At 58.7% G+C, this 20,505-nt stretch carries 22 protein-coding genes; 16 read left to right on the forward strand and 6 right to left on the reverse strand.

Going from position 1 to position 20,505, the window contains the following annotated elements; all coding sequences use genetic code 11:
- Nucleotides 1-8 precede the first annotated feature (8 nt).
- The 6 genes from PDMSB3_RS00250 to PDMSB3_RS00275 all read left to right on the forward strand — a co-directional run bounded on the left by PDMSB3_RS00250 (nt 9) and on the right by PDMSB3_RS00275 (nt 4,800).
- Nucleotides 9-197, forward strand: coding sequence for a hypothetical protein (locus PDMSB3_RS00250; RefSeq protein WP_035517794.1), 189 nt, complete (start codon nt 9-11; stop codon nt 195-197).
- A gap of 49 nt (nt 198-246) precedes the next feature.
- Nucleotides 247-678 carry a Cd(II)/Pb(II)-responsive transcriptional regulator gene (cadR, locus tag PDMSB3_RS00255; protein WP_007179823.1) on the forward strand — a complete coding sequence of 144 codons (432 nt, stop codon included), beginning with the start codon at nt 247-249 and terminating at the stop codon, nt 676-678.
- 101 nt (nt 679-779) lie between these two features.
- Nucleotides 780-980: a hypothetical protein gene (locus PDMSB3_RS00260; protein WP_165184189.1), complete on the forward strand. Its 201-nt coding sequence runs from the start codon at nt 780-782 to the stop codon at nt 978-980.
- Between the two features lie 36 nt (nt 981-1,016).
- Nucleotides 1,017-2,420, forward strand: a complete 1,404-nt coding sequence (gene dbpA, locus PDMSB3_RS00265; protein ID WP_007179821.1) for an ATP-dependent RNA helicase DbpA — start codon at nt 1,017-1,019, stop codon at nt 2,418-2,420.
- Nucleotides 2,421-2,729: 309 nt separating this feature from the next.
- Nucleotides 2,730-3,884 carry a pyridoxal phosphate-dependent aminotransferase gene (locus tag PDMSB3_RS00270; protein WP_007179820.1) on the forward strand — a complete coding sequence of 385 codons (1,155 nt, stop codon included), beginning with the start codon at nt 2,730-2,732 and terminating at the stop codon, nt 3,882-3,884.
- A gap of 121 nt (nt 3,885-4,005) precedes the next feature.
- On the forward strand, nt 4,006-4,800 hold the full coding sequence (locus tag PDMSB3_RS00275) for an ABC transporter substrate-binding protein (RefSeq protein WP_007179819.1): 795 nt from the start codon (nt 4,006-4,008) through the stop codon (nt 4,798-4,800).
- A 170-nt stretch (nt 4,801-4,970) separates the two neighbouring features.
- On the opposite strand, the gene PDMSB3_RS00280 is transcribed toward PDMSB3_RS00275, so the two are convergent.
- Nucleotides 4,971-6,833, reverse strand: a complete 1,863-nt coding sequence (locus PDMSB3_RS00280; protein WP_007179818.1) for a hypothetical protein — start codon at nt 6,831-6,833, stop codon at nt 4,971-4,973.
- A 200-nt stretch (nt 6,834-7,033) separates the two neighbouring features.
- Between PDMSB3_RS00280 and PDMSB3_RS00285 the strand changes: the two genes are divergently transcribed.
- Together PDMSB3_RS00285 and PDMSB3_RS38385 are read left to right on the forward strand one after the other, a co-directional pair.
- The gene (locus PDMSB3_RS00285) at nt 7,034-7,441 is read left to right on the forward strand and encodes a hypothetical protein (RefSeq protein WP_157187806.1); all 408 of its coding nucleotides are present in this window, start codon (nt 7,034-7,036) and stop codon (nt 7,439-7,441) included.
- Between the two features lie 110 nt (nt 7,442-7,551).
- Complete coding sequence (locus PDMSB3_RS38385; RefSeq protein ID WP_405044900.1) at nt 7,552-7,668, forward strand: DUF6402 family protein; 117 nt, start codon at nt 7,552-7,554, stop codon at nt 7,666-7,668.
- 917 nt (nt 7,669-8,585) lie between these two features.
- On the opposite strand, the gene PDMSB3_RS00290 is transcribed toward PDMSB3_RS38385, so the two are convergent.
- Entirely contained in the window at nt 8,586-9,428 is an 843-nt protein-coding gene (locus PDMSB3_RS00290) for a hypothetical protein (RefSeq protein ID WP_165184192.1), read from the reverse strand.
- A gap of 552 nt (nt 9,429-9,980) precedes the next feature.
- Here PDMSB3_RS00290 and PDMSB3_RS00295 point away from each other — a divergent pair.
- The 8 genes from PDMSB3_RS00295 to PDMSB3_RS00330 all read left to right on the forward strand — a co-directional run bounded on the left by PDMSB3_RS00295 (nt 9,981) and on the right by PDMSB3_RS00330 (nt 16,937).
- Nucleotides 9,981-11,450, forward strand: coding sequence for an AAA family ATPase (locus tag PDMSB3_RS00295; protein ID WP_165184195.1), 1,470 nt, complete (start codon nt 9,981-9,983; stop codon nt 11,448-11,450).
- 1 nt (nt 11,451) lies between these two features.
- Nucleotides 11,452-12,444, forward strand: a complete 993-nt coding sequence (locus PDMSB3_RS00300; RefSeq protein ID WP_165184198.1) for an HNH endonuclease — start codon at nt 11,452-11,454, stop codon at nt 12,442-12,444.
- 200 nt (nt 12,445-12,644) lie between these two features.
- Nucleotides 12,645-13,427 carry a hypothetical protein gene (locus tag PDMSB3_RS00305; RefSeq protein ID WP_165184200.1) on the forward strand — a complete coding sequence of 261 codons (783 nt, stop codon included), beginning with the start codon at nt 12,645-12,647 and terminating at the stop codon, nt 13,425-13,427.
- A 178-nt stretch (nt 13,428-13,605) separates the two neighbouring features.
- Nucleotides 13,606-14,040 carry a hypothetical protein gene (locus PDMSB3_RS00310; protein WP_165184203.1) on the forward strand — a complete coding sequence of 145 codons (435 nt, stop codon included), beginning with the start codon at nt 13,606-13,608 and terminating at the stop codon, nt 14,038-14,040.
- The gene (locus tag PDMSB3_RS00315; RefSeq protein ID WP_165184205.1) at nt 14,037-14,405 is read left to right on the forward strand and encodes a helix-turn-helix domain-containing protein; all 369 of its coding nucleotides are present in this window, start codon (nt 14,037-14,039) and stop codon (nt 14,403-14,405) included. Before PDMSB3_RS00310 ends, PDMSB3_RS00315 begins: the two co-directional genes overlap by 4 nt.
- Nucleotides 14,402-15,478 carry an ImmA/IrrE family metallo-endopeptidase gene (locus tag PDMSB3_RS00320; protein ID WP_165184208.1) on the forward strand — a complete coding sequence of 359 codons (1,077 nt, stop codon included), beginning with the start codon at nt 14,402-14,404 and terminating at the stop codon, nt 15,476-15,478. The genes PDMSB3_RS00315 and PDMSB3_RS00320 overlap by 4 nt, the downstream gene beginning before the upstream one ends.
- Nucleotides 15,478-16,113: a C1 family peptidase gene (locus PDMSB3_RS00325; protein WP_165184209.1), complete on the forward strand. Its 636-nt coding sequence runs from the start codon at nt 15,478-15,480 to the stop codon at nt 16,111-16,113. The genes PDMSB3_RS00320 and PDMSB3_RS00325 overlap by 1 nt, the downstream gene beginning before the upstream one ends.
- 2 nt (nt 16,114-16,115) lie before the next feature.
- The gene (locus PDMSB3_RS00330) at nt 16,116-16,937 is read left to right on the forward strand and encodes a thymidylate synthase family protein (protein ID WP_165184210.1); all 822 of its coding nucleotides are present in this window, start codon (nt 16,116-16,118) and stop codon (nt 16,935-16,937) included.
- A 19-nt stretch (nt 16,938-16,956) separates the two neighbouring features.
- Here PDMSB3_RS00330 and PDMSB3_RS00335 read toward each other — a convergent pair whose 3' ends face one another.
- The 4 genes from PDMSB3_RS00335 to istA are packed head-to-tail and all read right to left on the reverse strand — an operon-like array spanning nt 16,957 to nt 20,393.
- Nucleotides 16,957-17,628, reverse strand: a complete 672-nt coding sequence (locus PDMSB3_RS00335; RefSeq protein ID WP_165184211.1) for a uracil-DNA glycosylase — start codon at nt 17,626-17,628, stop codon at nt 16,957-16,959.
- Complete coding sequence (locus PDMSB3_RS00340) at nt 17,625-18,038, reverse strand: hypothetical protein (protein WP_165187296.1); 414 nt, start codon at nt 18,036-18,038, stop codon at nt 17,625-17,627. Before PDMSB3_RS00340 ends, PDMSB3_RS00335 begins: the two co-directional genes overlap by 4 nt.
- Before the next feature lie 42 nt (nt 18,039-18,080).
- Nucleotides 18,081-18,869, reverse strand: a complete 789-nt coding sequence (gene istB / locus PDMSB3_RS00345; protein ID WP_165184212.1) for an IS21-like element helper ATPase IstB — start codon at nt 18,867-18,869, stop codon at nt 18,081-18,083.
- A gap of 6 nt (nt 18,870-18,875) precedes the next feature.
- The gene (gene istA / locus PDMSB3_RS00350; RefSeq protein WP_232064078.1) at nt 18,876-20,393 is read right to left on the reverse strand and encodes an IS21 family transposase; all 1,518 of its coding nucleotides are present in this window, start codon (nt 20,391-20,393) and stop codon (nt 18,876-18,878) included.
- Between the last annotated feature and the right edge of the window lie 112 nt (nt 20,394-20,505).

Consider the following 20,505-nt stretch of genomic DNA (forward strand, 5'->3'; position numbering starts at 1 on the left):
GCGCAGCAATGATCGCTCTGGTCGTGGTCTTGCGCGGGGTGGCCCTCGCCGCAGTTCGCCCCGTGCTCATGGGGCTGTTCATGCACGTGGGCATGGCCGTCGTGCCCGTCGGTACGGGCTTCCGGCCGTTCGAGACGGTCGGCTTCGGCGTGGTTGGCTTGACGCATGGTGGCTTCCTGGTTCGATTTGTGGTCTAGTAAACACCTTGAAGCCACTACAAGGTCAAGGCCATCATCCGGAGGGTCCATGAAAATCGGCGAATTGGCGAAAATCGCCCATTGCACGACCGAAACCATCCGTTTCTACGAAAAAGAGAGCCTGTTGCCGGAAGCGGAGCGCACCGGGGCCAATTACCGCAGTTACACGGCAAAGCACGTCGAACGGCTGCGTTTTATCCGTAATTGCCGCGCGCTCGACATGACGCACGACGAAATTCGTGGGTTGCTGCGTCTGACCGACGCACCGGCCACCGGCTGCGGCGGCATCAATGCCCTGATTGACGAGCACATCGCGCACGTCGACACCCGCATCGAAGAACTGAAGCAGCTGAAAGTGCAATTGACCACGCTGCGCGAGCAATGCCACGGCGAACAGGCCGTGGAAGACTGCGGCATCGTGCAGGGTCTCACCGAAATGGATGTGAGCGCACCGCGTGCGCGGCATACGCATCTGGGTTGATGTGCTTCAGCCGCCGTCACCTCGACCGCGGCGACCCACCCACGGCCGGGCCGTTCGTGCGGCGCGCCGTATCAACAATCGAATCCAGTTGGAGAAGCAACGTGTTTACCTGTAGAAACCAGTCCTGCGACGCGCAGTGGGAGCAATCGGACGTCGTCATCAAGAATGAAGGGCAGGGCCTCCTGTTCCGTTGCCCGATGTGCGGCGCGCGCAATTACGTCGAGCGTTTCGAGGCGGACGACGGCTCGGTGCTGTACGAGCAGATCGAAGGCCGTCCCGCCACTGGCCCCATGGCCGAATAGTTTTTTGCTTCCAGCCGATTGCGAGCCATCACACCTATGAACAGTCCCACTACGGCGGGCGCGCCGTTTAGCCAGCTATCGCTGCCGCCCGCGACGCTCGCTAACCTGACGCAGCTCGGTTACGTCGAGATGACGCCGATTCAGGCCGCGAGCCTGCCCATCGCGCTTGCCGGCCATGATCTGATTGCCCAGGCGAAAACCGGCAGCGGCAAGACCGCGGCGTTTTCGCTGGCGCTGCTGGCGCGCCTCGACGTGCGCAACTTCGCCGTGCAGGCAATGGTGCTGTGCCCGACGCGCGAACTCGCCGACCAGGTCACGCAGGAAATCCGGCGCCTCGCGCGCGCCGAAGAAAACATCAAGGTGCTGACGTTGTGCGGCGGCACGCCGATGCGTCCGCAAACGGCGAGTCTCGAACACGGTGCGCACATCGTGGTCGGCACGCCGGGCCGCATCATGGATCACCTTGAGCGCGGCAGCCTGCCGCTGCAGTCGCTCAATACGCTGGTGCTCGACGAAGCGGACCGCATGCTCGACATGGGTTTCTTCGACGACATCGCCACCGTCGTGAAGCAATGCCCGAAAGAACGGCAAACGCTGCTGTTCTCGGCGACGTATCCCGAAGGCATCGTCAAACTCAGCCAGCAATTCCTGCGCAATCCGAAGGAAGTCAAACTCGCGGAACGGCACGACAACACCAAGATCCGCCAGCGCTTCTATGAAGTGACCGAAGACGAGCGTCTGCACGCGGTCGGTCTGCTGTTGAACCACTATCGTCCGGTCAGCACGCTGGCGTTCTGCAATACCAAGCAGCAATGCCGCGATCTGCTCGACGTGCTGCGCGCGCAGGGTTTTCATGCGCTCGCGCTGCATGGCGAGCTCGACCAGCGTGAACGCGATCAGGTGCTGATCCAGTTCGCCAACCGCAGCTGCTCGGTGCTGGTGGCCACCGACGTCGCCGCGCGCGGTCTCGACATCGCGCAGCTCGAAGCCGTGATCAACGTCGACGTAACGCCGGATCCGGAAGTGCATGTGCATCGTATCGGCCGCACGGGCCGCGCCGATCAGGAAGGCTGGGCGCTGAGTCTCGCGAGCATGAGCGAGATGGGCCGTGTCGGCAGTCTCGAACAGGCGCAAAAACGCGACGTCGAATGGCACAAGTTGTCCGAACTTACGGCAACGAGCAACGAGCGACTGTTGCCGCCCATGGAAACGTTGCAGATTCTCGGCGGCCGCAAGGAAAAGATCCGTCCCGGCGACGTGCTCGGCGCGCTGACCGGCGAGGCGGGTTTCGCCGGCTCGCAGATCGGCAAGATCAACGTGACGGAAATGTCCACTTACGTGGCGGTGGAGCGTAGCGTCGCGCGCGATGCCGTGCGCAAGCTCAGCGCCGGCAAGGTGAAGGGCAAGAAGGTCAAAGTCCGCCTGATGGACGACGCCTGATGGTCGAGGCCTGAGGCGAAGCCGGTCGCGAGCGCTCCGCTCGCGACCGTGAGCATCACATTACGTCATACCTCTGCAGTTTTCCGCGTTCTTCACGCGGCCTCGTTTCTTCCCCGAAAGCACCGATCTGACTGGCTTCGCCCGTGGCGGCGCGGCTTCGCGTCAGCCATGACTTAAACGCATGCGGCGCATGACAAAGTTTCGATTGTGACGGTTCTTTGGCTGATGCCTAATCACCAAACCAGAAGGGACCGCCGCGCAGCAGGCCGTCCGTGATTCGCTGCCGGATGGAGAAAGGGAGAAAGCCTTATGCAGAGCGCCATGCAAGCCCGCTCGAAGTTGCCTGATGTGGGCACGACGATTTTTACCGTGATCGGTCAACTGGCCGCGCAATACGATGCGCTGAACCTGTCGCAAGGCGCGCCGAATTTCGCGCCGGACGCCAGCCTGATCGACGGCGTCGCTCAGGCCATGCGCGCCGGTCATAACCAGTACGCGCCGATGGCCGGCATCGCCGCTTTGCGCGAAGCGCTCGCCGACAAGGTCGCCACGCTGTACGGCGTGCGCTACGACCCGGCCAGCGAAGTGACCGTGATCGCCAGCGCGAGCGAAGGGCTGTATTCGACGATCAGCGCATTGGTGCATCCGGGCGACGAGGTGATCTACTTCGAGCCTTCGTTCGACAGCTATGGCCCGATTGTCCGCCTGCAAGGCGCCACGCCCGTGGCGATCAAACTGTCGTTGAATGATTTCCGGGTCGACTGGGACGAGGTTGCCGCCGCGATCACGCCAAAGACCCGCATGATCATCATCAACACGCCGCACAATCCGACCGCGACCGTGTTCAGCGAAGCCGACGTCGCGCGCCTGAAGGCCATTACGCGCAATACCGATATCGTGATTCTCGCCGACGAGGTCTACGAACACGTGGTGTTCGACGGCGCAAAACATCAAAGCATGGCTTGCCATGCCGAACTCGCGGAGCGCAGCGTAATCGTTTCGTCGTTCGGCAAGTCGTATCACGTGACCGGATGGCGCGTCGGCTACTGCCTCGCACCCGCTGCATTGATGGACGAGATTCGCAAAGTCCATCAGTTCATGGTGTTTTCTGCCGATACACCGATGCAGTACGCGTTTGTCGACGCATTGGCCAGGCGCGAAAGCTATCTCGGCTTGTCCGCGTTCTATCAGAAGAAGCGCGATCTGCTCATGGACGCACTGCGCGATTCGCGCTTCGAACTGCTGCCGAGTGAGGGCAGCTTCTTCATGCTCGCGCGTTTTCGCGGCTTCTCAGAGGAAAGCGATAACGATTTCGTGCTGCGCCTGATTCGCGATGCGCGCGTCGCGACGATTCCTCTTTCAGCGTTTTATACCGACGGCACGGATTCCGGCTTGATCCGCCTGAGCTTCTCCAAGGACGATGCGACTTTGATCGAAGGCGCGCGCCGCCTGTGCGAAATCTGATCGGGGCAGTGACGGCCCTGCGCGATGGCCGTATTTTTGATCGCAGTATGATCGTCGCGCCATCACGTATCCGCGCGCCGCAGCACGGCGTGACAATAAATCGAAGGGAAAGGGATCTGCTATGAAATTGCTCAAGCCTCTATTGGCACTGGCCTGCGCATTTGCGTCGCTGGCGGCTGCATCTGCCGTGAGCGCTGCCGACACCTCGACGCTGCGTTTCGGCCTCGAAGCGCAATACCCGCCGTTCGAATCGAAGGGGCCGAATGGTGAGTTGCAGGGGCTGGATATTGACGTCGGCAATGCGGTCTGCACCGCTGCGCATATGACCTGCAAATGGGTCGAGACTTCGTTCGACGGGCTGATTCCCGCGCTGCAGGGCCGCAAGTTCGACGCGATCAATTCGGCGATGAACGCGACCGAACAACGCCGGCAGGCGATTGATTTCACCACCGTCGTGTACCGCGTGCCGACGCAGCTGATCGCGAAGCGCGACAGCGGTCTGCTGCCGACAACTGCCTCGCTGAAGGGCAAACGCGTGGGCGTGTTGCAGTCGTCGATTCAGGAAACTTTCGCCAAGGCGCATTGGGAATCGGCGGGTGTGACTGTCGTGCCGTATCAGGACCAGAACCAGGTTTATACGGATCTCGTGGCAGGCCGTCTCGACGCGACACTCGTGCTGGCGCCGGCCGGACAGACAGGTTTTCTGTCGAAGCCGAACGGCGCCGGTTACGCCTTTGTCGGCGAGCCGGTGCGCGACGACAAGATTCTCGGCAGCGGCATTGCATACGGGATTCGCAAGGGCGATACGGCGTTGCGTGATCGCCTGAATGCGGCGATTGCAAAGGTGCAGGCCGATGGCACGGTGAAGACGCTGGCCACGAAATATCTAGGCAATATCGACGTGACGGCGAAGTGATCTGGCGCGAGTCTGGATGCGCCGCGTTGATCGTGTTGTGGATGACGGGCTGTTCGTGAGTCGGCTGGTTGACGCGGAGCGTTTGCCGGCTACGAATACGCAGGCCTTGCTGCGTATTGAAGGGAATTGCTACGGCCGGCCCGGAGCCTTGCTCTCCGGCCTTTTGCGTTCTAGCGATGCGTAATGCGGCACCATTGGTAAGGAAAAACACCTTGGCCGACATAGGCCCAGTAGGTGATGCAGGAGGTGGCGTCGACAGTGAAACCGTGCCGCTCCAATGCGGGCCGCGCCTGTTCGACCAGTTGCTTATTTTCCCTGACCACATCTCGCACATCATCATGCCTGAGGTCTAGCCGGCACATGCGCCTGTCGGCGGAATTGGGTGTCCATTGCAGGCTCGCGTGAAGATGCAGGCGATCGATCGCGGCTTGCATGATGTTGCAGCCTTTTACGCCATCCGCCAGGCCGATTGCGTTCGCGATCCGATCCATCTTTGCTACGTTGTCGACGCGCCAGTTATATCGGCCTTCGACGATCGCATACGCAGGACCGCCGCGAGAGCGCAGGATGTCCGCTATGTGCCGGTCGAATTGCGGTGAATAGGGAAAGCTGCCGTCGATCTGCGTGAATGCGACCGACACGGGAAAGAACTGCACTATCCAGCCCCAGGGCGGATCACCGCCGACGATCACCGCCGTCGTGTTCTGAGGGCTATCCAGCACGGGCACGTCGGCACGAAAAGCCGCCCTTGCCCAGCGCTCATGTCCCCACGTTTCGACACCACCGGCCACGACAACTGCTGTCGTGACGCAGAGCAACCACACGGCGACTCGCCGCGCCGTCAGGTAAGGCAAGAGCCGGTTGAGCAGCAGATACGCGACGAGCGGCGTAAGCGTTTCGATCGGAACCACGTAGCGGTAGATGCTGAAAAGAATCATCCACAGGAAGTAGCCCAGTGCCACGAAAGTCACGACGTATGCCGCTCGTGAATTCAGTCGCCGCGCGCGAGGCCGGCTGCGCACCAACTCCGCAACGCGGGTGGCGGTCAGCGCCCAGAAAAGCACATACACGATTGGCCAGATGATCTGACGCAGGTGCGCTTGTCCGACGCGCTTCGAATCGAATGCAAAGACGAACGGCCAGAGAACGTATTCGCGCGCGTTTTTCGGCAGCCACGATTGATCCGCGACGCCGCTCGGCGGAGTGAGCGGATTGGGGAAGACCGAGCTGAACTGCGGAAAGAACGGGTTGCCGAACGTATGCCACATTACCGCCATCCAGTATCCACCCGCAGCCAGCAGGCCAGCGAGTGCGCCCACGCCGAACAGGAACGCAGCGCGCACTCGCGCGGGCGGTGTTGCCGGCAATAGAAGCAACCCGGCGCAAAGGGCCACCGCAAAAGGCGCATTGGTCAGCTTGAGGCCCATGCCGAGGCCGGCGACGAGGCCCGCGCCGATTAGTGCCGCAGCGGTGGCCGCAGACCACATCGGCAGCCTGTCCCACAGATGAAGAACCAGAAGCAGCGAGGTGAGCACGAACAGCGTGGTCGTGTCGTCGCCCATCGAATTACCGAAGCCGGACAGAAAATTCGCTGTCAGGATGCCCGCGGCGGCGAGCAGCAAAGGGGTGCGGTTCGCGTCTTCGGGCGCAAGCTCTGGCAGCGTTCGACGGATGATCGACAGCAGCAGCACGAAATTGAGGCCGTGCAACGTGCCCATGATGGAGCCTACCAGCGGCGCGGCAAACGCCCGGTTCAACGCGTAGTAGAAGACGTCGAGCATTGGATTGAAGTAGGTCTGCATGCCGGCCGGTGCGAAGTCGGTATGCAGCTTGCCGTTCAGGAACGCGAAGCCGTTGTACTGGTGATAGTTGAACCCGTCCCAATTGCGGTCCTGGCCGAGAAAAAGCGACCACAGGCCGAACAGGATCGGTACCCACACGCGTGCGGCGGCGGTCAGACGAGGGTCGTTGAGATCCCATGACAAGGTCCGCTGCCAGAAGGCGCGGCGGGCAGGGCGGTCGATCATGTTCATGTTTTTATCGTTGCTGGGGAAACGCAAAGTTTCGCGCCGCTGGGATGGGCGGCGAAGGCAGACGACATGGTATCGGAAGGCGAACTGGCCAAGGTCGGCCCGCACAGTGCGTGCGTGGAGCCCGGAAAGCAAAACGCCCGACCACCCCGATTGGTGTCGGGGTGTCGGGTTCAACAACCCGCGCAAAGGGGGGGCGCAGCATGCGCCCTGTTCCCGTTCACGCTGAGCAAACACTACCCCCTTCCAATGTCGACGCCGTTGTCGGACGCGAACGTGAAGCGCTCGAACAGCAGCGCACCGAGTTCATCTGTGCGCTCGCTGCGGCCGAGCAATCCCTCAAGACTTTTCTCCGGGGTTCGCTGGAACACGGCAAAGCCCGGGCGCGTATGACCCGGTTGCAAAACGAACCGCGCGTGATCCGGGGCAGGCTGGGTGCTGCAAAGAAACGTCAGAGCCTTGGCGACATTCTGGTGGAGGTTTGCCGCGAACGTGCAACGTCCGCCGAATGGCAGCGCATCGCTGCCGACGCACAGCAGCGGCATGACGAGCAAGGGGCGCTCAAGGACAGCGGCGCACTGCGGGCGGCTCGACCGGTAGAACACGGCTGAGTGCGACACCAGTCAGCCGATCCCTTACAACGGGGCTGCGGCCGCTCTTGGCAAACCTGTGTCTTACACAGAGTATCCTGTCGCGCTCGGTAATCCGAAAGTGGCGGGAAATGTCTATTACCCAATTCAAAAACAAGGATTTCCGGCAATGGGCAATCAGGCATCAACGAGGCAGAGATTTCATCGTTTATTCTGACTACAGGTTCGTTCCCTTTCTCCCCCGATAAGGGCGCACCTATGAGCGCAAGACTCAGATTTAGAGGGCAGCAATTCTTGTTGGGTTAGTCATTGTGGGTGGGGTATTTCATGCTGCATGACCTGAATTCGAAGGCCCGCGATTGTTCCCGCAAGGTATCTCGCGATGGGCACTATATGGCGGAACTGTGCCTCATCCGGTGGGGCGGGCGGGTCTGATCCAGCCTATTTGGGCCGAGCCTACGATGCGAAAACTGGCGAATTGCTGGTACGGCGGCGATTTGCTACGCCCGTCCCTGAGCTTGAGTGGTGGAATGACGAGATTTCATTCTCTCGGGGCGGTGATGACACGTCGTATGTGAAGTTGCCGCCAACGCTGTATGACCGGCTAACGGCGCGATTGCCCTTACCCTAGGCTAGGACAGATTCGCCAAGATGCGGGCCTATATTTTGTCTGCCTGCTGCTAATCGAGCAAAAGAACATGCGCCGCCCATGCCTCGATCGTCGGGACATGCTGCTTCTTCGGCGGTTTTCTCGTTGTTCGCTGATCGGGTTGGCTGCGAAGTAATCCCGGCAGAAACGAAAAAGGCCTAGCCGAAGCTAAGCCTTTGAATTCTTTGGTGGGGCGTGAGTGACTCGAACACTCGACCTACGGATTAAGAGACTGGACTGGTTGACGTTAATTCTTTATTAATCAAATACTTGCTGCGCTTGCCACGAACGCTTTCCAATCGCATCCAACCCTAAACATGGGGTGCCCGGACATGGCATGTCACGATTCCGGCACAGTATGGTTCGCAACCGGGCCGCTTCACGCCTTTGCATCGAGCGCCCGATCAAGACGATCGTCGCGCTCGGTGGTCGGGCGCTAGCCGGCCCAGTTTCGGACATTTGCATCCACTTCTAAGGGACATCCGACCGGTGGTTGTCTACCGAGCACTGTAGCCTCTACACATCGGCGGAATTTGCGTCGATAACATCCAAGATGGCCGACGATTTGTACAGGTAAGAAATGCCCGAGTGCGCCTTGACAGCATTTTCCTTGTCGCGATATGCACGATCCGTCACTTTAAGGTGGCCGGCGTTGATACCAATCAGTTTCAATTCTCGGAAGCCATGGAAGATGATGCCGTTTCCCGGCTTGGGTCCTTTTTGCACGGCGAAAACCGGGCTCCCAGATGAGCCACTGAATGAAAACGCTTCGTAAGCAATGCATGCTCCCTTGACAAAGTCGTCGTACGAATAATCGAAACGTGGATCACTAGAAATTGTACCTGTGCGCAATATCGGTCGATTTGCACTTTTATCATGCCACTCTGGAAAACCAGGAAATGCAAGAAAGTCGCAAATCATTAGCTTGCTATCGAAGTCATCAGAAGTCGCAAGAAACTCGTATGGTACGAAGTAATCTATTCTTGCTACCTTGTTTTCGGTAACGCAGAGCGGGAAAACACACGCGATATCGTTGTGCTGATCGTGCGAAAATTTTACCTTTGGAGTTATGGAAAATTTTGTTTCGCCAATCGGATAGTCGCTACCGGGAGATGCATACTTCCCGCAAATCTCAATCGAATGAAGGCTGTATTTCAAAGAATCCTCAAGCGGTTTATTCTTTTTGTTGAACGAAAAATCGAGAACATGCCGATTTGTAATCATGCAAAGCATGTCAAATTTATTTTTCACAAAAAAGCACGTCCCTGTTCCGGATTTTATGTTTCCAATTTTATCGGCAAACGTGGCTGTGAGCTTGTAGGCGGAATAAAGATATTGGTTATTCAATCCGTGGAACATTTTTACCTCGTTAATGATTGCGCTGACTCTCGATCGTCAACGCTCAATTGATATCGTTCACTTATTCTACGTTGAGCAGGACGCTTCAGTGCTCTTAGGCCACGAAGCGCTTCGCGTCCTAAAAAACGGTAACCCCAGGGGGGCCATGTGACACTTGTTTGATATGGAATGGCGGCCAAGTCCCGACCTCTTTCGGCGCTTTGGTGCGTGCGTGCGCGCCGTCTGCCTAGAGTGGGTCTGGTGCGGCCGTCTTGGGCCTATCTTGCCTGGAAAGCGGTGGTTTTCTGAACAGTCTTCATAGTTGTCGGTTTTGGATCATAATCCAAGCGCATCGCACTTTGAGTGCGTGGGTGATGTAAGGCGAGGTGGGAATTGCGAAAAAATGGGTACGCGCGAGACGAGGTCCTTTTTGCCGGATCTCAGAGTCAGATCGAGATAGAAGAGCGATACCAAGACTGCCTGGTCATTGTGCCTGACAGAAATGCCCGACGTGTCGATGGGGGCTACCTAGTTGATGTGCAGGTATTCCCCGTCGATCATTTCGGTATGGTCATGGCGAGTGTAGATGGCAAGCTGTTCCTGCTAGTAGATGAACACAAACCCGACGGCCTGTTAGACCTCGAACCTAGTTCGCTCGCCGCCCAAGCTTCCGCTCACAAGCAGTTGCAAACCGCCGACGAATTTTTCGAGAAACTTGGCGACTTCGTGCTGTCACTTTCGGGTCGCGACGCGTACCGGAAAGTAGTCTTCGAACTAGCAGGATCTGCACAGCGCTTGCTCGCGAAAGCGCACGATATCGCGGTTCTAAACGCTTACCATCCCAACTCAAAGAGCCTGACCCGAGCTAGAACGTTTGCAACCTTTCGTTCAATCTTGCTTAAAGGCGACGAAGAACTGTTTGCCTTCGTAGCGATACGTTCCATCTTGAACTTGCTTTCGAGTAGATCGCAACTAACGAATACTGCATCTATTGAAGCTGACGTTCCGGTGGCTGCGGACCTCGATCTACCTGTTTCGTTGAACTTCGGAGAAGCACTCCATTCGTTGAACCCGATCAACGTGATCATCGGCTCAAATGGCCAAGGGAAGACACGATTACTCCTCGGACTTGCGAAGGCCGCCCGGAACGGAATGCTGTCGATGCGCGACAATGTCGGCACTGATTTATCGCAATCAGGTTCGCTTAAGATCGTCGCGTTTACCTACGAGGCGGCGCACTGGGGCCATCTGAGAAAACAAGGTGTTGAAGTTGAGTCTATGGGAATTGACTCCGCCTCTTGGCGTCGCGTCACGTCATTGATTCATCAAATCGCATCAACCGAGGACGGTCAGGACAATCTTCGGCAAATCGAGCTAATACTTGCCCAATTCATTCCCACCGACGAAATTTTCCTCCCGCTAATAGCCCGCGAGTCTGATGGCATCGCAAGGATCTGCCTCCACGAATTCATCGAACAGCTGAACGCTAACTTACTGGCAGGGGTAGATTTGACGAAGTCGCCGATCATGAAGTCGCCCACGAAGGGCCGCTACTCCCTGAGTTCGGGGGAAAAGAGTCTTCTTAGTTTTTGTCTCTCGACCTTCCTGATGACGCGCGGGGGGGCACTTGTTCTCATCGATGAGCCCGAAAATCATCTCCATCCGGCCTTCATTTCTCTGCTCGTGAGGACTCTTGTCAGCACACTGGTGGCAACGGAGTCGAGAGCCGTGGTTGTCACTCACTCGCCGTTTGTTGTTAGAGAGGTGGATCGCAGCGCAGTACTGATCTTGAAGCGCAACACGGAGGATTTGCCGGAGCTGTATCGCCCCTCTCTCCAAACCCTCGGCGGCGATGTCTCCATGATCGTTGACCACGTCTTTCAGGACGGGAGCATTAAGAAAGCTTACGAGCGTCGCATTGATGCGGTCATCGCCGAGCGAGTAGCGCAGGGCGCCGAGATCGTGACAAACGATCTTGAGGTGGATTTGGGCAATGACGGCGCGCGCTACCTGCACGCGCAAGCTGTACTCGCAAAGGGGTGAGATGCCTACCTATCTCGCCCTGACGCGAACAGCGCAGGAAGACTTGGCTGCAGTTCAGACCTACATCTCTAAGCAAGGCGATGGGTGGCAGGACATTCACCGGGTGCTTCCCAGAGTCGCAAAAACGTTTACACAGTACTCTGAGCGATACATTGAGCCGGGCCGTTTGCTCCTTAAGGCGTCCGATCGCAAGTTCGCTCAGGCAATGTACGGTCTCTATGACTCCAAGGCCGGTTATTTGCGCTACAAGAATGCGCCCCGTAAGCCTGGCTACGTTGGATGCTGCCCCTACTGCGGAATCAAGGGGTCAATAACGGTCGATCACTACCTTCCGCGAAGCAGGAAAGAGTTCCCGCATTTCTCGGTTCTTTCCGCCAATCTGGTGCCGGCCTGTGGAGACTGCCAGGGGCACAAACTGACCTATTACGCGCCAACAACGGGAAGAGTCGTTCGCAACAGGCGGCGGCAAATGGTGGCAGCAAAGCTGTCGCAGCGATCTTATCGATTTAGAACAAGTGACAGGCGGATTCTCCATCCATATTTCGATCGTTTTCTGTCCGAGCGAATTCTCATCGCACACATCGAAATGGGCGCTCGAGGCGTACCGTCACTGGTGTCGATCACGCCTCGCCTGAGCTTGGCGAGATCAACCCGTCGCGCAATCGAGTTTCATCTCGATCGCCTTCACGTGCTCGAGCGCGCAAAGGGCGAAGTGGAACACCTTCACAGCTCGATTCTTAAGGGGATGAAGGGTGTACGAACTCTGGCCGAGCTACTCGAGAGTCTGGAAAAACAGTTGGGCTCGGCTCAAAGTCGTGGCGGAAGCCTCAACTTCTTCGACGCGCTCTACTTGCGAGCCTTGATCGTCCGCAAGGATCTGCACCCGCAACTTCTGTCGGTTGTCGAGACCGAGAATGCAGTGCTAGTACGCGTCAGTCAAGCACGCCGAGTTCGGGTGCCTGCTCACCACGGACGTCGACAACCAGCCAGATAGCGTCTGCCTGGGCGTTGAGGACACGGGAGTCTGTTCCAGACTCGCGTAGTCCGAATCAGCGATTGTCGAAGAGGCGTTTCTGGTCACATTTTGGTATTCAGAAGAGCGGCCCAAATCACGGATAAAACACGTGGCTGTATCGCGTTGAGCAGACAAGCAGATGCTATAGTCCTTACAGTGCGGTGACGAAAGATTGCATCATGTCGAGGTATAAATTCTCCAGCGCGCAACGCTACGCGATTTTCTTGGTGCATGGCATGAAGTGCTATATGTGCCGGATTCCACTCGACCTCACCTCAATGGTAGTCGAACATGTTTTGCCCGAGCACCTCATCAAGAGTCCCTCACTATTTAACGCCGCTAAGTCGACGCTTGGCCTTCCGGCTTCGTTCGACCTAAACTCGTTCGAAAATTGGATGCCGGCATGCAGCTCATGCAATGGGAAGAAGGCCGCGCTCCATTTTGAGCCTTCCCTTCTTATTCAGGTCGAACTGCAAAATCTCGCAAAGAAGGCCGACAAGGCTCGCCGGCTTTGCGACGAGGTCGTTAGCGCCAGACAGGTGTCTATCGCACTCAATGTGCTGGAGCAAGCACAAGAGAGCGGCAGGCGTTTCGAGGAGTCGATATGGGAGCGATTGTTTGTCCTTCTGCGATTTGCCTCAGCGCGCGAGCTTGTACCCAAGGGACAACCACTTCGTTTGACGCAGTCATTTCAACTATTGACGACCACAGTAGAGGCGGCAACGCGTTGGGGCGCCACCCACTGGTCTATACCCCCTCGTGAGCCGGGAGAACCAGCACTGGTTGTGCTGTTTCGGGCCGAGCGACGCGAGTGCGTTGAGTGTGGTTTGATCACGCAGGTCTTTCAGCCGATTAATCAAGAAGGTGGTGGCGATCCGATCTGCGGCGTATGCCTATCGAACTTGGATTGGATGGACCCTGTGACCTTGGGAGACTTGCCCACCCACGTCACCCAGGCATGAGGCGCTGTGGGATCGCCTCTTCAGGTTGCCGACGCACTGGCATACTGCTCGCTTGCCGTCCCCGCGGCCAGCCACAGGCGTTGCAGCTGAAGATGCTGAAAGACGCCGTTCGGACTTTGAGCGGTAGCTTTTCAGCGCCGAATTCATGAATCTCTAGGACCGCAACGAGTCGTCGCCTGTGTCCCTGTTGGTCCGCAACTTCGGTGTTCATGACCGGCGTCACGCCGTTCGCGATGCCGATTGCGGCGCAACTGCTCATGGTCGATCGCTTGCGCCCGCTGGATTCTTGATGTACGATTTTCGTACATTCAATGTCGATTTATTGGAGGCCGCGATGAGTGAGCTGGCAGACAGGATCAAGGCCGCATTGGAGAATTTTTGGGAGGAGCACGCGATTCCAGCAGACGACGGAGCAGCGACCACAGTCGATGAGCTCGTCGGCCCAGTTGAATCCATGATCGCAGTCGAGGTATTAGTGACTTTGGACAAGATCACCGGGATGAAGCTACCAAATTCCATCATCCAGGCTGGCGGCTACAAGACGAAGGATGAATTCGTCAACAAGCTCGGCGCGGCTGTACTGGCCTATGTGGCTAAGAAGTCGAAATCATGAGCCGGGCAGCTGGTGGCTCCGGGGAGCCAGACCGATTGCAGTTGGGCCGGCGTCTAAAGGAAGCTCGCGAGTACGTTGGCCTCTCGCAGGAAGAGGTGGCGTTCGCGCTTTCGGTATCCCGGCCAGCCGTGGGTCACATTGAATCCGGAACGCGAAAGGTCGAGGCACTCGAATTGAATAAGCTGAGCGAGCTGTACGGCAGAACCGTGGACTATTTGTTGACGGGAAACGCTCCCTCCGGAGATACGCGCGTTGCCTTCCTTGCGCGCGCAACGAAGGGCATGTCTGACAGTGACATGGACGAGCTCGCCCGCTTTGCGGCATTTCTGAGGAACTCGCCGAAAGCCAAGAAGCGCACTCCATGAAGACAGACGACGACGCCCTGATGGCCGCAGCGCGCCGAGCGGCCGAAGTTCTGGAGGAATTCGAAGCCAAGAAGCGCATCGAGGCCGGCTACACCCGGATCGACGCTGAGCACATTGCATCAGTCTCGGACGTCGTTGTCATGTATCGGAAATTCGAACTCCTGCTCGGCGGCTTTTTGCTGGAAGACGGAAAGCCGGGAATTATCGTCAATTGGGACCGTCCACGCGGCTTGGTGCACATGACTTGCGCCCACGAACTCGGCCACTTCGCGCTTGGGCACGAAAGTACCTCCGATACGACCGTTGACGTCTCCAAGAATGCAGCACTGGTTGAGCGCACTGCGAATCAGTTCGCGTACGCCCTGCTGGCACCTTCTTGGCTGGTTGCGCAGACGATGCGTCGCCAGCGTTGGGGCCGTAACAGTCTTCGCAATCCGTCCGTCGTCTATCAGATGTCGTTGCGACTGGGTATGAGCTACAAGGCCATGGTGTGGTCGCTCAATCGACTGGGCCACCTGACAGTATCGGAGGCGCTAAAGATCGTTGACGTCCAGCCAATCGCGATTAAGCGCGAGATAGTCGGAGGTACTGCTCTCAACAACTCTCGAAGCGACGTCTGGATGCTGACGGAGGCGGATCGAGATCGCATCCTGGAACCGGGTCTGGGCGACCAAATGGTCTTCGACCTACCTAACCACGCCGGCTCGGGGTGTATCTGGTCGGTTGACGAGGCTCAGAGCGAAGGTTTCTTGCTTAAGCCATTTGTGCGCGATGCGCGTCGTGTGCCGCCGCGCCGCGGTCCAGAGATTACTGTGGGCGGCGACGGTTCGACGCTTCGCTATGAATTGACGACCCCTCTTAATTCGCCATCTCTTGGCGACGGCGATGACAGTGAGATCGTGCCAACGTTGGAGTCGAGAAAGAGAACGATTTCGCTCAACGAACGTGCTCCTTGGAATCCGGAGCGAGCCGCCATCCATCAACTCAATTTGTACGCGGAGTTCGAACGGCTCGAAGACGGATTGCCTCAGACCGAGCGTGATCGGCGATTGGCGAGGACGCGGCGCGCCTGATGATCACGACTCAAATCGATTTCTCAGCCAGCTTGGGCGTCGCTCGGGACCAAGGGCAGCGACCTACGTGCCTAGTCTTCGCTGGATCTGACCTCAATGCCGCGGCCAAGGGCGTCGCGCATCTGAGCGCTGAGTTCCTCTGCTATTACGCCGCAAAGCTGGCTGGAGACTGGCGGCCGGGCCGCGGCTTCCAGATGGACCATGTCCTCGGTGCGGTTTGCGCTCCGGGCCAGCCACTCGAGACGCTCTATCCTTACCAACAGGACAGTCACGATACACCTCTCACCGAGCCAACGGGCGAGTTCGAGCTGTACGCCTCCCCGTCAGCGCGTCGGCAAGACATGACGGCAGCGGAAGTGGTAAAGCACTTGACCGGCGGAAAACCCGTCGGCCTGATCGTCCAGGTTTGCCAAGCACTCATGGCACCTAAGGACGGCGTCATTGATTTTGATCCTTTTGTCCTTCCAGACCAGTACCACGCCGTCGTTGGCGTTGGAGTGGGTATCTGCCCCGACACCAGTGAAGGCCACGTGCTCTTGCGCAACTCGTGGGGTACATCGTGGGGCCTCGCCGGTCACGCATGGATGCCCACGGCGCTCCTTGACATACTCCTCGTTGAAGGCTTCCTGATCTAACCATGGCTACGCTGTTCCACACCCACGAACGCATCGTTCCCACCTGGCTGGCCGCAGCACGTCATCTGAACGCGCAGCGAGGACGGCATGCGAAAAACCTGCTGCTGGAGATCACGCATCCTCTGGATTTGACCGACGATGACCACGCAGTGATGGCCAGGGTTGATCAGGCGCTGGCCCACAAGAATCTGACCCTGCGGACCGTCGCGGGGACCATTTTCCCGATCGCGATGTACCAGCAGTACGGACGCCCGGGCTACTACGAGAAGTACAAGGAGATGCTTAAGCGTGGACAGAAGGCCAACACGTGGGGCACTTACGCGCATCGGATGATTGAACGGCCGGGCAGAGAGCCCGGCACGACGATTAATCCTCTCGATTACCTGGTGAACAAGCTGGCCGCCGAAGGCCAGCCTCAGCGGAAGGATGGGAAGAAGGTTTCGTTCGTTGCAACGTATGAGTTGAGCGTGGCTGATCCCGAGGACGACCTGCAGCCTCAGATTGACGCTGGCGGGGATGTGCCGACGTATGACCCGGCCTTCGATATGCGGGAGTGGCTGGGCCTTCCTTGCCTCTCGCATCTGAGCTTCAAGCGTGTGCCTCGTGGCCAGGGCCACGCTGTCGACCTGACCGCCATTTACCGTGCGCATCACTACTGCGCACGAGCACTAGGCAATCTGATCGGCTTGGGGCAGCTCCTGTCCTTCGTCGCGAAGGAGAGCGGTCTCGAGGTGGGTACGCTGAGTTGCTTGTCGACGCACGCAGAACTCGACGTGTCCGAATGGGGCGGCGTGGGAGCGACGAATGCCGTTCTGAACGCGTGACGCTTCGGCAGGCAAGCCCTCAAAACAGTGCAGCTTGAGGTGAAGCCTCAACCGGCTTCATTTCTTCGCCATAGATTCGCTGCATGCCTTGCCGGAACTCGGTGACGCCTCCGTAGCTGGGATGGCGGACACACTGCACTTCGACACCGAAAGTCGCCGCATATGCCGTGGCGTCTTGTCCGATACACACGATGCGTCGAATGCCTAGCCAAGTGATGAGCGTTCGGTTGAGATCGGTGACCTCGGACAGTTCGCGCGCAGCAAACCGTCTGTTAGTCATCGGATCGTCCGCATCGTGCGGATGGAACGGGAATACGTTCCAAAGCAGCGGCGGTCGCTCCAGGCGTGCAAGCACCGCCCAGATCTCGGCTGCGGTTCGTTCAGCAACCGATGGGCCTTTCGTGGCCTTGCTCGGCGCGAACCCTGGATAGTACGCCGCAAACATTGGCAGTCGCGCTTCATCCGTGAGCGCTAAGCCAGTGCGTCGGCCGCCCCTGTATCCGAGGTCTCGGCCCATCCAGATCGTATCTGTGCCGAGACTCTCGACGGCAGCAAGGTAGTCGCGCAGATTCTTGCGCCTCGTCGCAGGAGCATTGGCCAGATCGTGTAGTTCGCAATGGTCGCGATAGGGATTGAAGACATCGTGTAATTGGACGTCCGCGAGTGCAGCGACGAATGAGCGTGGAGTCATGATGTCGTTTCAGGTTTGAGGGGCAAAGTGGCGCCAATCTCCCGTGGTCGACGCGGCTTCGGCTGCGGCGCGGGCTCCGACGGTACATCAAGAGGGGTAAAGGTTATGGAATGCGCGTCCATGTCGACGGTGACGACGCCACTACCGGCGTCGCGCAATTGCCGGAAAACCTTGAAGCCCTCAAGAATGGCCTGCTCCCATTGCCAAAGCGGACAGACCGCCACTTCGTAGCCTTCGACCATGTCGTGCACCTGCTTGAGTAAGCCGTACTCGAGCTTGCCGACCTCAGTGTTCTCATAGAAGTCGTGATGGTCGGCGTGATTGAAGATCCATGTCGCGATACCTTCTTCGATAATTGCAGCCCTCGTGTCACGGATCGGCGTAATGACGCCGGGGATGATCGCCGTAATGGCGCCAGTTTGAAGTGAAGTAAAACGCGGATTCGAACGGACTCAAGGATGCGTTTTTTTGGTTGATTTCGCAAGTCGTGTCTGGTCGGGTTCAGGCATTGGCCTGGGCGTGCGGAAGCTGTCACCATCGAGCACGATACGATAGGCGCCGTGTCGCAGGCGATCGAGTGTGGCGGCGCCGAGGATGCGGTTGCCGGCAAACGCATCGCCCCATTCGCTGAAGTCGAGGTTACTGGTCAGGATCGTCGCAGCGGTCTCGTACCTTTCCGCGATCAGGTCGTGGAAGTCTTCATCTTGCGGCGAGCGCAGCGGCTTGAGCGCGAAGTCGTCGACGATGAGAACCGGTACGCAGGCAAGCTGTTTCAGTTTGCGCTCATAGGTACCGGTCGCGCGCGCTGCCTGCAGACTGTTCAATAGCCTGGTCTGCGTGGCGAACACGACATCACGTCCTTGCCGGGCGGCGCAATTGCCGAGTGCCTGGGCCAGGTGTGACTTGCCCGTACCTGTTGGCCCGGCAATGAGAATCGCGACCTTCTCATCGATATAGCGGCCGGTAGCAAGGTCGTGGATATGGGTACGATTCAGGTTCGGCAGCCGGTCGAAGTCGAACGTTTCGAGGGTCTTGCCCATTGCGAAGCCAGCGCGGGCCAGGCGGGTGCGCAGCTTCTTCTGGTCGCGCCGGGCGACTTCGTCGTGCAGCAGCATGGCGAGGAACTCCGTGTACGCGAGCTGGCCGTCAATGGCCTGCCGGTTGCGCTGCTCAAGGGAATCGAGCACGCCGGACAGGCGCAACTGCTTGAGGGTTGCGTTCAGTTCAGGACTGGGATTCATGGGCGTTTAGTGGATCAGCAGGGATTGGAGATTGCGACCGAAGCGGCCGCCGTTGACGTAGGTATCGGTGAGCGTTTGCGGGGACTCTGCGATGGGCTCGCTCTCCAGACCTTTGTCCAGAATCGTCTTGACGGTTCGCCACCTGGGGCTGGCATGCGCCAGCGCCCGTTCGCATGCGGCCTCCAGGCGCGCGTCACCCACCTTGCCGCGAAGCCGTACGATGCCCTGCGCACCGCGCAGGTTGACGAGCACCTCATCGTTGAAGAGCGCCAGAATCAGCGCGTGGCAGGCAGGACCGATTTCTTTGGCCTGCGCCAGACACCATTGCGGATCGTGTTCGAGCCACGCCTGTGCTGCCGGCGGCTGATGATCGCGGACGGTTGAGCGTGCGCCTGGCTTGCGCAGCCGGGGATGGGTGGCAACGAGTTCGTGCTGATGGAACAGCTGCACGACCGTGTCTGTCGCCTTCACCCACAGCGTCTTGCCGACCAGGGCGAACGGCACCGAGTAGAGCGCCTTGTGATGCTGGATGTGAGCGTCACGATGAACGTTGACCGTGGACCATGCGGCGAGCACGGGCGGTACATCGGGCAGCGCCGTCAATAGCGGCTTCTCGATGGCGAAGCGCGCCAGAGGCTGTTCGCGTGTCGTGCCGTGTTCACGAACACTGGCCTCCTGCATGATCCATTCACGCAACTGCCGGTTGGCGTCCGGCAGATCACGAAACGTGCGCAGCGGCATGAAGGACTTCTTGACGTATTTGACACCCGATTCGACGACGCCTTTCTTCTGCGGGTCGTGCGGCGGACAGGCATCGATCCTGAAACCGTATCCCTCAGCGAGGCCTGCGTAGGAACGCTGGACCTCGGGGTCGTACGTGCAGGCCCTGATGATCGCGCACTTCGCGTTGTCGATGATGATTCGCCCCGGGCAGCCGCCAAACCACTCGAAGGCGCGACGGTGGCAGGCAAGCCACGTCTCGACGGTCTGATCGAAGACGAGTTCGACGTACTGGTGACGCGACCAGCACAGCGTCATGACGAAGAACCACGTCTTGAGCGTATGACCTGATTCGTGGACGAGCGCGGGACCGGCGCCAAAGTCGACCTGCGCGGCATCGGCCGGCGGGAAGTCCAGAATCGTTGTCGCGGTGACGTTACGTTCGGCGCCCAGATGCTTCAGGAAGCGGCGCACCGCCGAATAGCTGCCGGTGTAGCCATGGTTGCGCTTGAGCGCGCTGTGAATCGACGTGCCCTGTACGTCAGCGTCAAACCAGCTACTGATCTGCTCGCGAAAGGGTTCGAGTGTCGACACGCAGGTACTGGGCAGGTGCGGCGTGCGGCCGAACTGACCTGCAATCACGGTGTCTTGCGGCAGGGGTTGCGCCGGATCGAGCCAGCCGAGCTCTTGCGCGGTGCGCCTTACGGCGGTGAGTTTCTTGCGGCCCATGAGCCCGGCGCGCGCTATGTCGCGGTCGGAATCGCCTTGCCGCATACGGACAAGGACTTGGCGGTACTCAAACAATTCGAACCTCCGGTTGGCCATGGGCGCTCCGCTCAGAAAAGAGCGAAGCGTACCCAGTTGGGAAAGTTCGAACCGCGTTCTGCTACACGGCGCAGGTGGCGCCTATACGCCG

Source organism: Paraburkholderia dioscoreae (genome assembly GCF_902459535.1).
Lineage (GTDB): Bacteria > Pseudomonadota > Gammaproteobacteria > Burkholderiales > Burkholderiaceae > Paraburkholderia > Paraburkholderia dioscoreae.

What these genes read in the sequence shown, in the direction of transcription:
- PDMSB3_RS00300 (WP_165184198.1), top strand. Translation starts at nt 11,452, where the DNA reads ATGCCTACCTATCTCGCCCTGACGCGAACAGCGCAGGAAGACTTGGCT.
- PDMSB3_RS00285 (WP_157187806.1), top strand. Translation starts at nt 7,034, where the DNA reads ATGCGCCCTGTTCCCGTTCACGCTGAGCAAACACTACCCCCTTCCAAT.
- PDMSB3_RS00335 (WP_165184211.1), bottom strand. Translation starts at nt 17,628, where the DNA reads ATGACTCCACGCTCATTCGTCGCTGCACTCGCGGACGTCCAATTACAC.
- PDMSB3_RS00320 (WP_165184208.1), top strand. Translation starts at nt 14,402, where the DNA reads ATGAAGACAGACGACGACGCCCTGATGGCCGCAGCGCGCCGAGCGGCC.
- dbpA (WP_007179821.1), top strand. Translation starts at nt 1,017, where the DNA reads ATGAACAGTCCCACTACGGCGGGCGCGCCGTTTAGCCAGCTATCGCTG.
- PDMSB3_RS00295 (WP_165184195.1), top strand. Translation starts at nt 9,981, where the DNA reads ATGGCGAGTGTAGATGGCAAGCTGTTCCTGCTAGTAGATGAACACAAA.
- PDMSB3_RS00270 (WP_007179820.1), top strand. Translation starts at nt 2,730, where the DNA reads ATGCAGAGCGCCATGCAAGCCCGCTCGAAGTTGCCTGATGTGGGCACG.
- istB (WP_165184212.1), bottom strand. Translation starts at nt 18,869, where the DNA reads ATGAATCCCAGTCCTGAACTGAACGCAACCCTCAAGCAGTTGCGCCTG.
- PDMSB3_RS00275 (WP_007179819.1), top strand. Translation starts at nt 4,006, where the DNA reads ATGAAATTGCTCAAGCCTCTATTGGCACTGGCCTGCGCATTTGCGTCG.
- PDMSB3_RS00280 (WP_007179818.1), bottom strand. Translation starts at nt 6,833, where the DNA reads ATGAACATGATCGACCGCCCTGCCCGCCGCGCCTTCTGGCAGCGGACC.
- PDMSB3_RS00305 (WP_165184200.1), top strand. Translation starts at nt 12,645, where the DNA reads ATGTCGAGGTATAAATTCTCCAGCGCGCAACGCTACGCGATTTTCTTG.
- cadR (WP_007179823.1), top strand. Translation starts at nt 247, where the DNA reads ATGAAAATCGGCGAATTGGCGAAAATCGCCCATTGCACGACCGAAACC.
- PDMSB3_RS00330 (WP_165184210.1), top strand. Translation starts at nt 16,116, where the DNA reads ATGGCTACGCTGTTCCACACCCACGAACGCATCGTTCCCACCTGGCTG.
- PDMSB3_RS00290 (WP_165184192.1), bottom strand. Translation starts at nt 9,428, where the DNA reads ATGTTCCACGGATTGAATAACCAATATCTTTATTCCGCCTACAAGCTC.
- PDMSB3_RS38385 (WP_405044900.1), top strand. Translation starts at nt 7,552, where the DNA reads ATGTCTATTACCCAATTCAAAAACAAGGATTTCCGGCAATGGGCAATC.
- PDMSB3_RS00325 (WP_165184209.1), top strand. Translation starts at nt 15,478, where the DNA reads ATGATCACGACTCAAATCGATTTCTCAGCCAGCTTGGGCGTCGCTCGG.
- PDMSB3_RS00315 (WP_165184205.1), top strand. Translation starts at nt 14,037, where the DNA reads ATGAGCCGGGCAGCTGGTGGCTCCGGGGAGCCAGACCGATTGCAGTTG.
- PDMSB3_RS00250 (WP_035517794.1), top strand. Translation starts at nt 9, where the DNA reads ATGATCGCTCTGGTCGTGGTCTTGCGCGGGGTGGCCCTCGCCGCAGTT.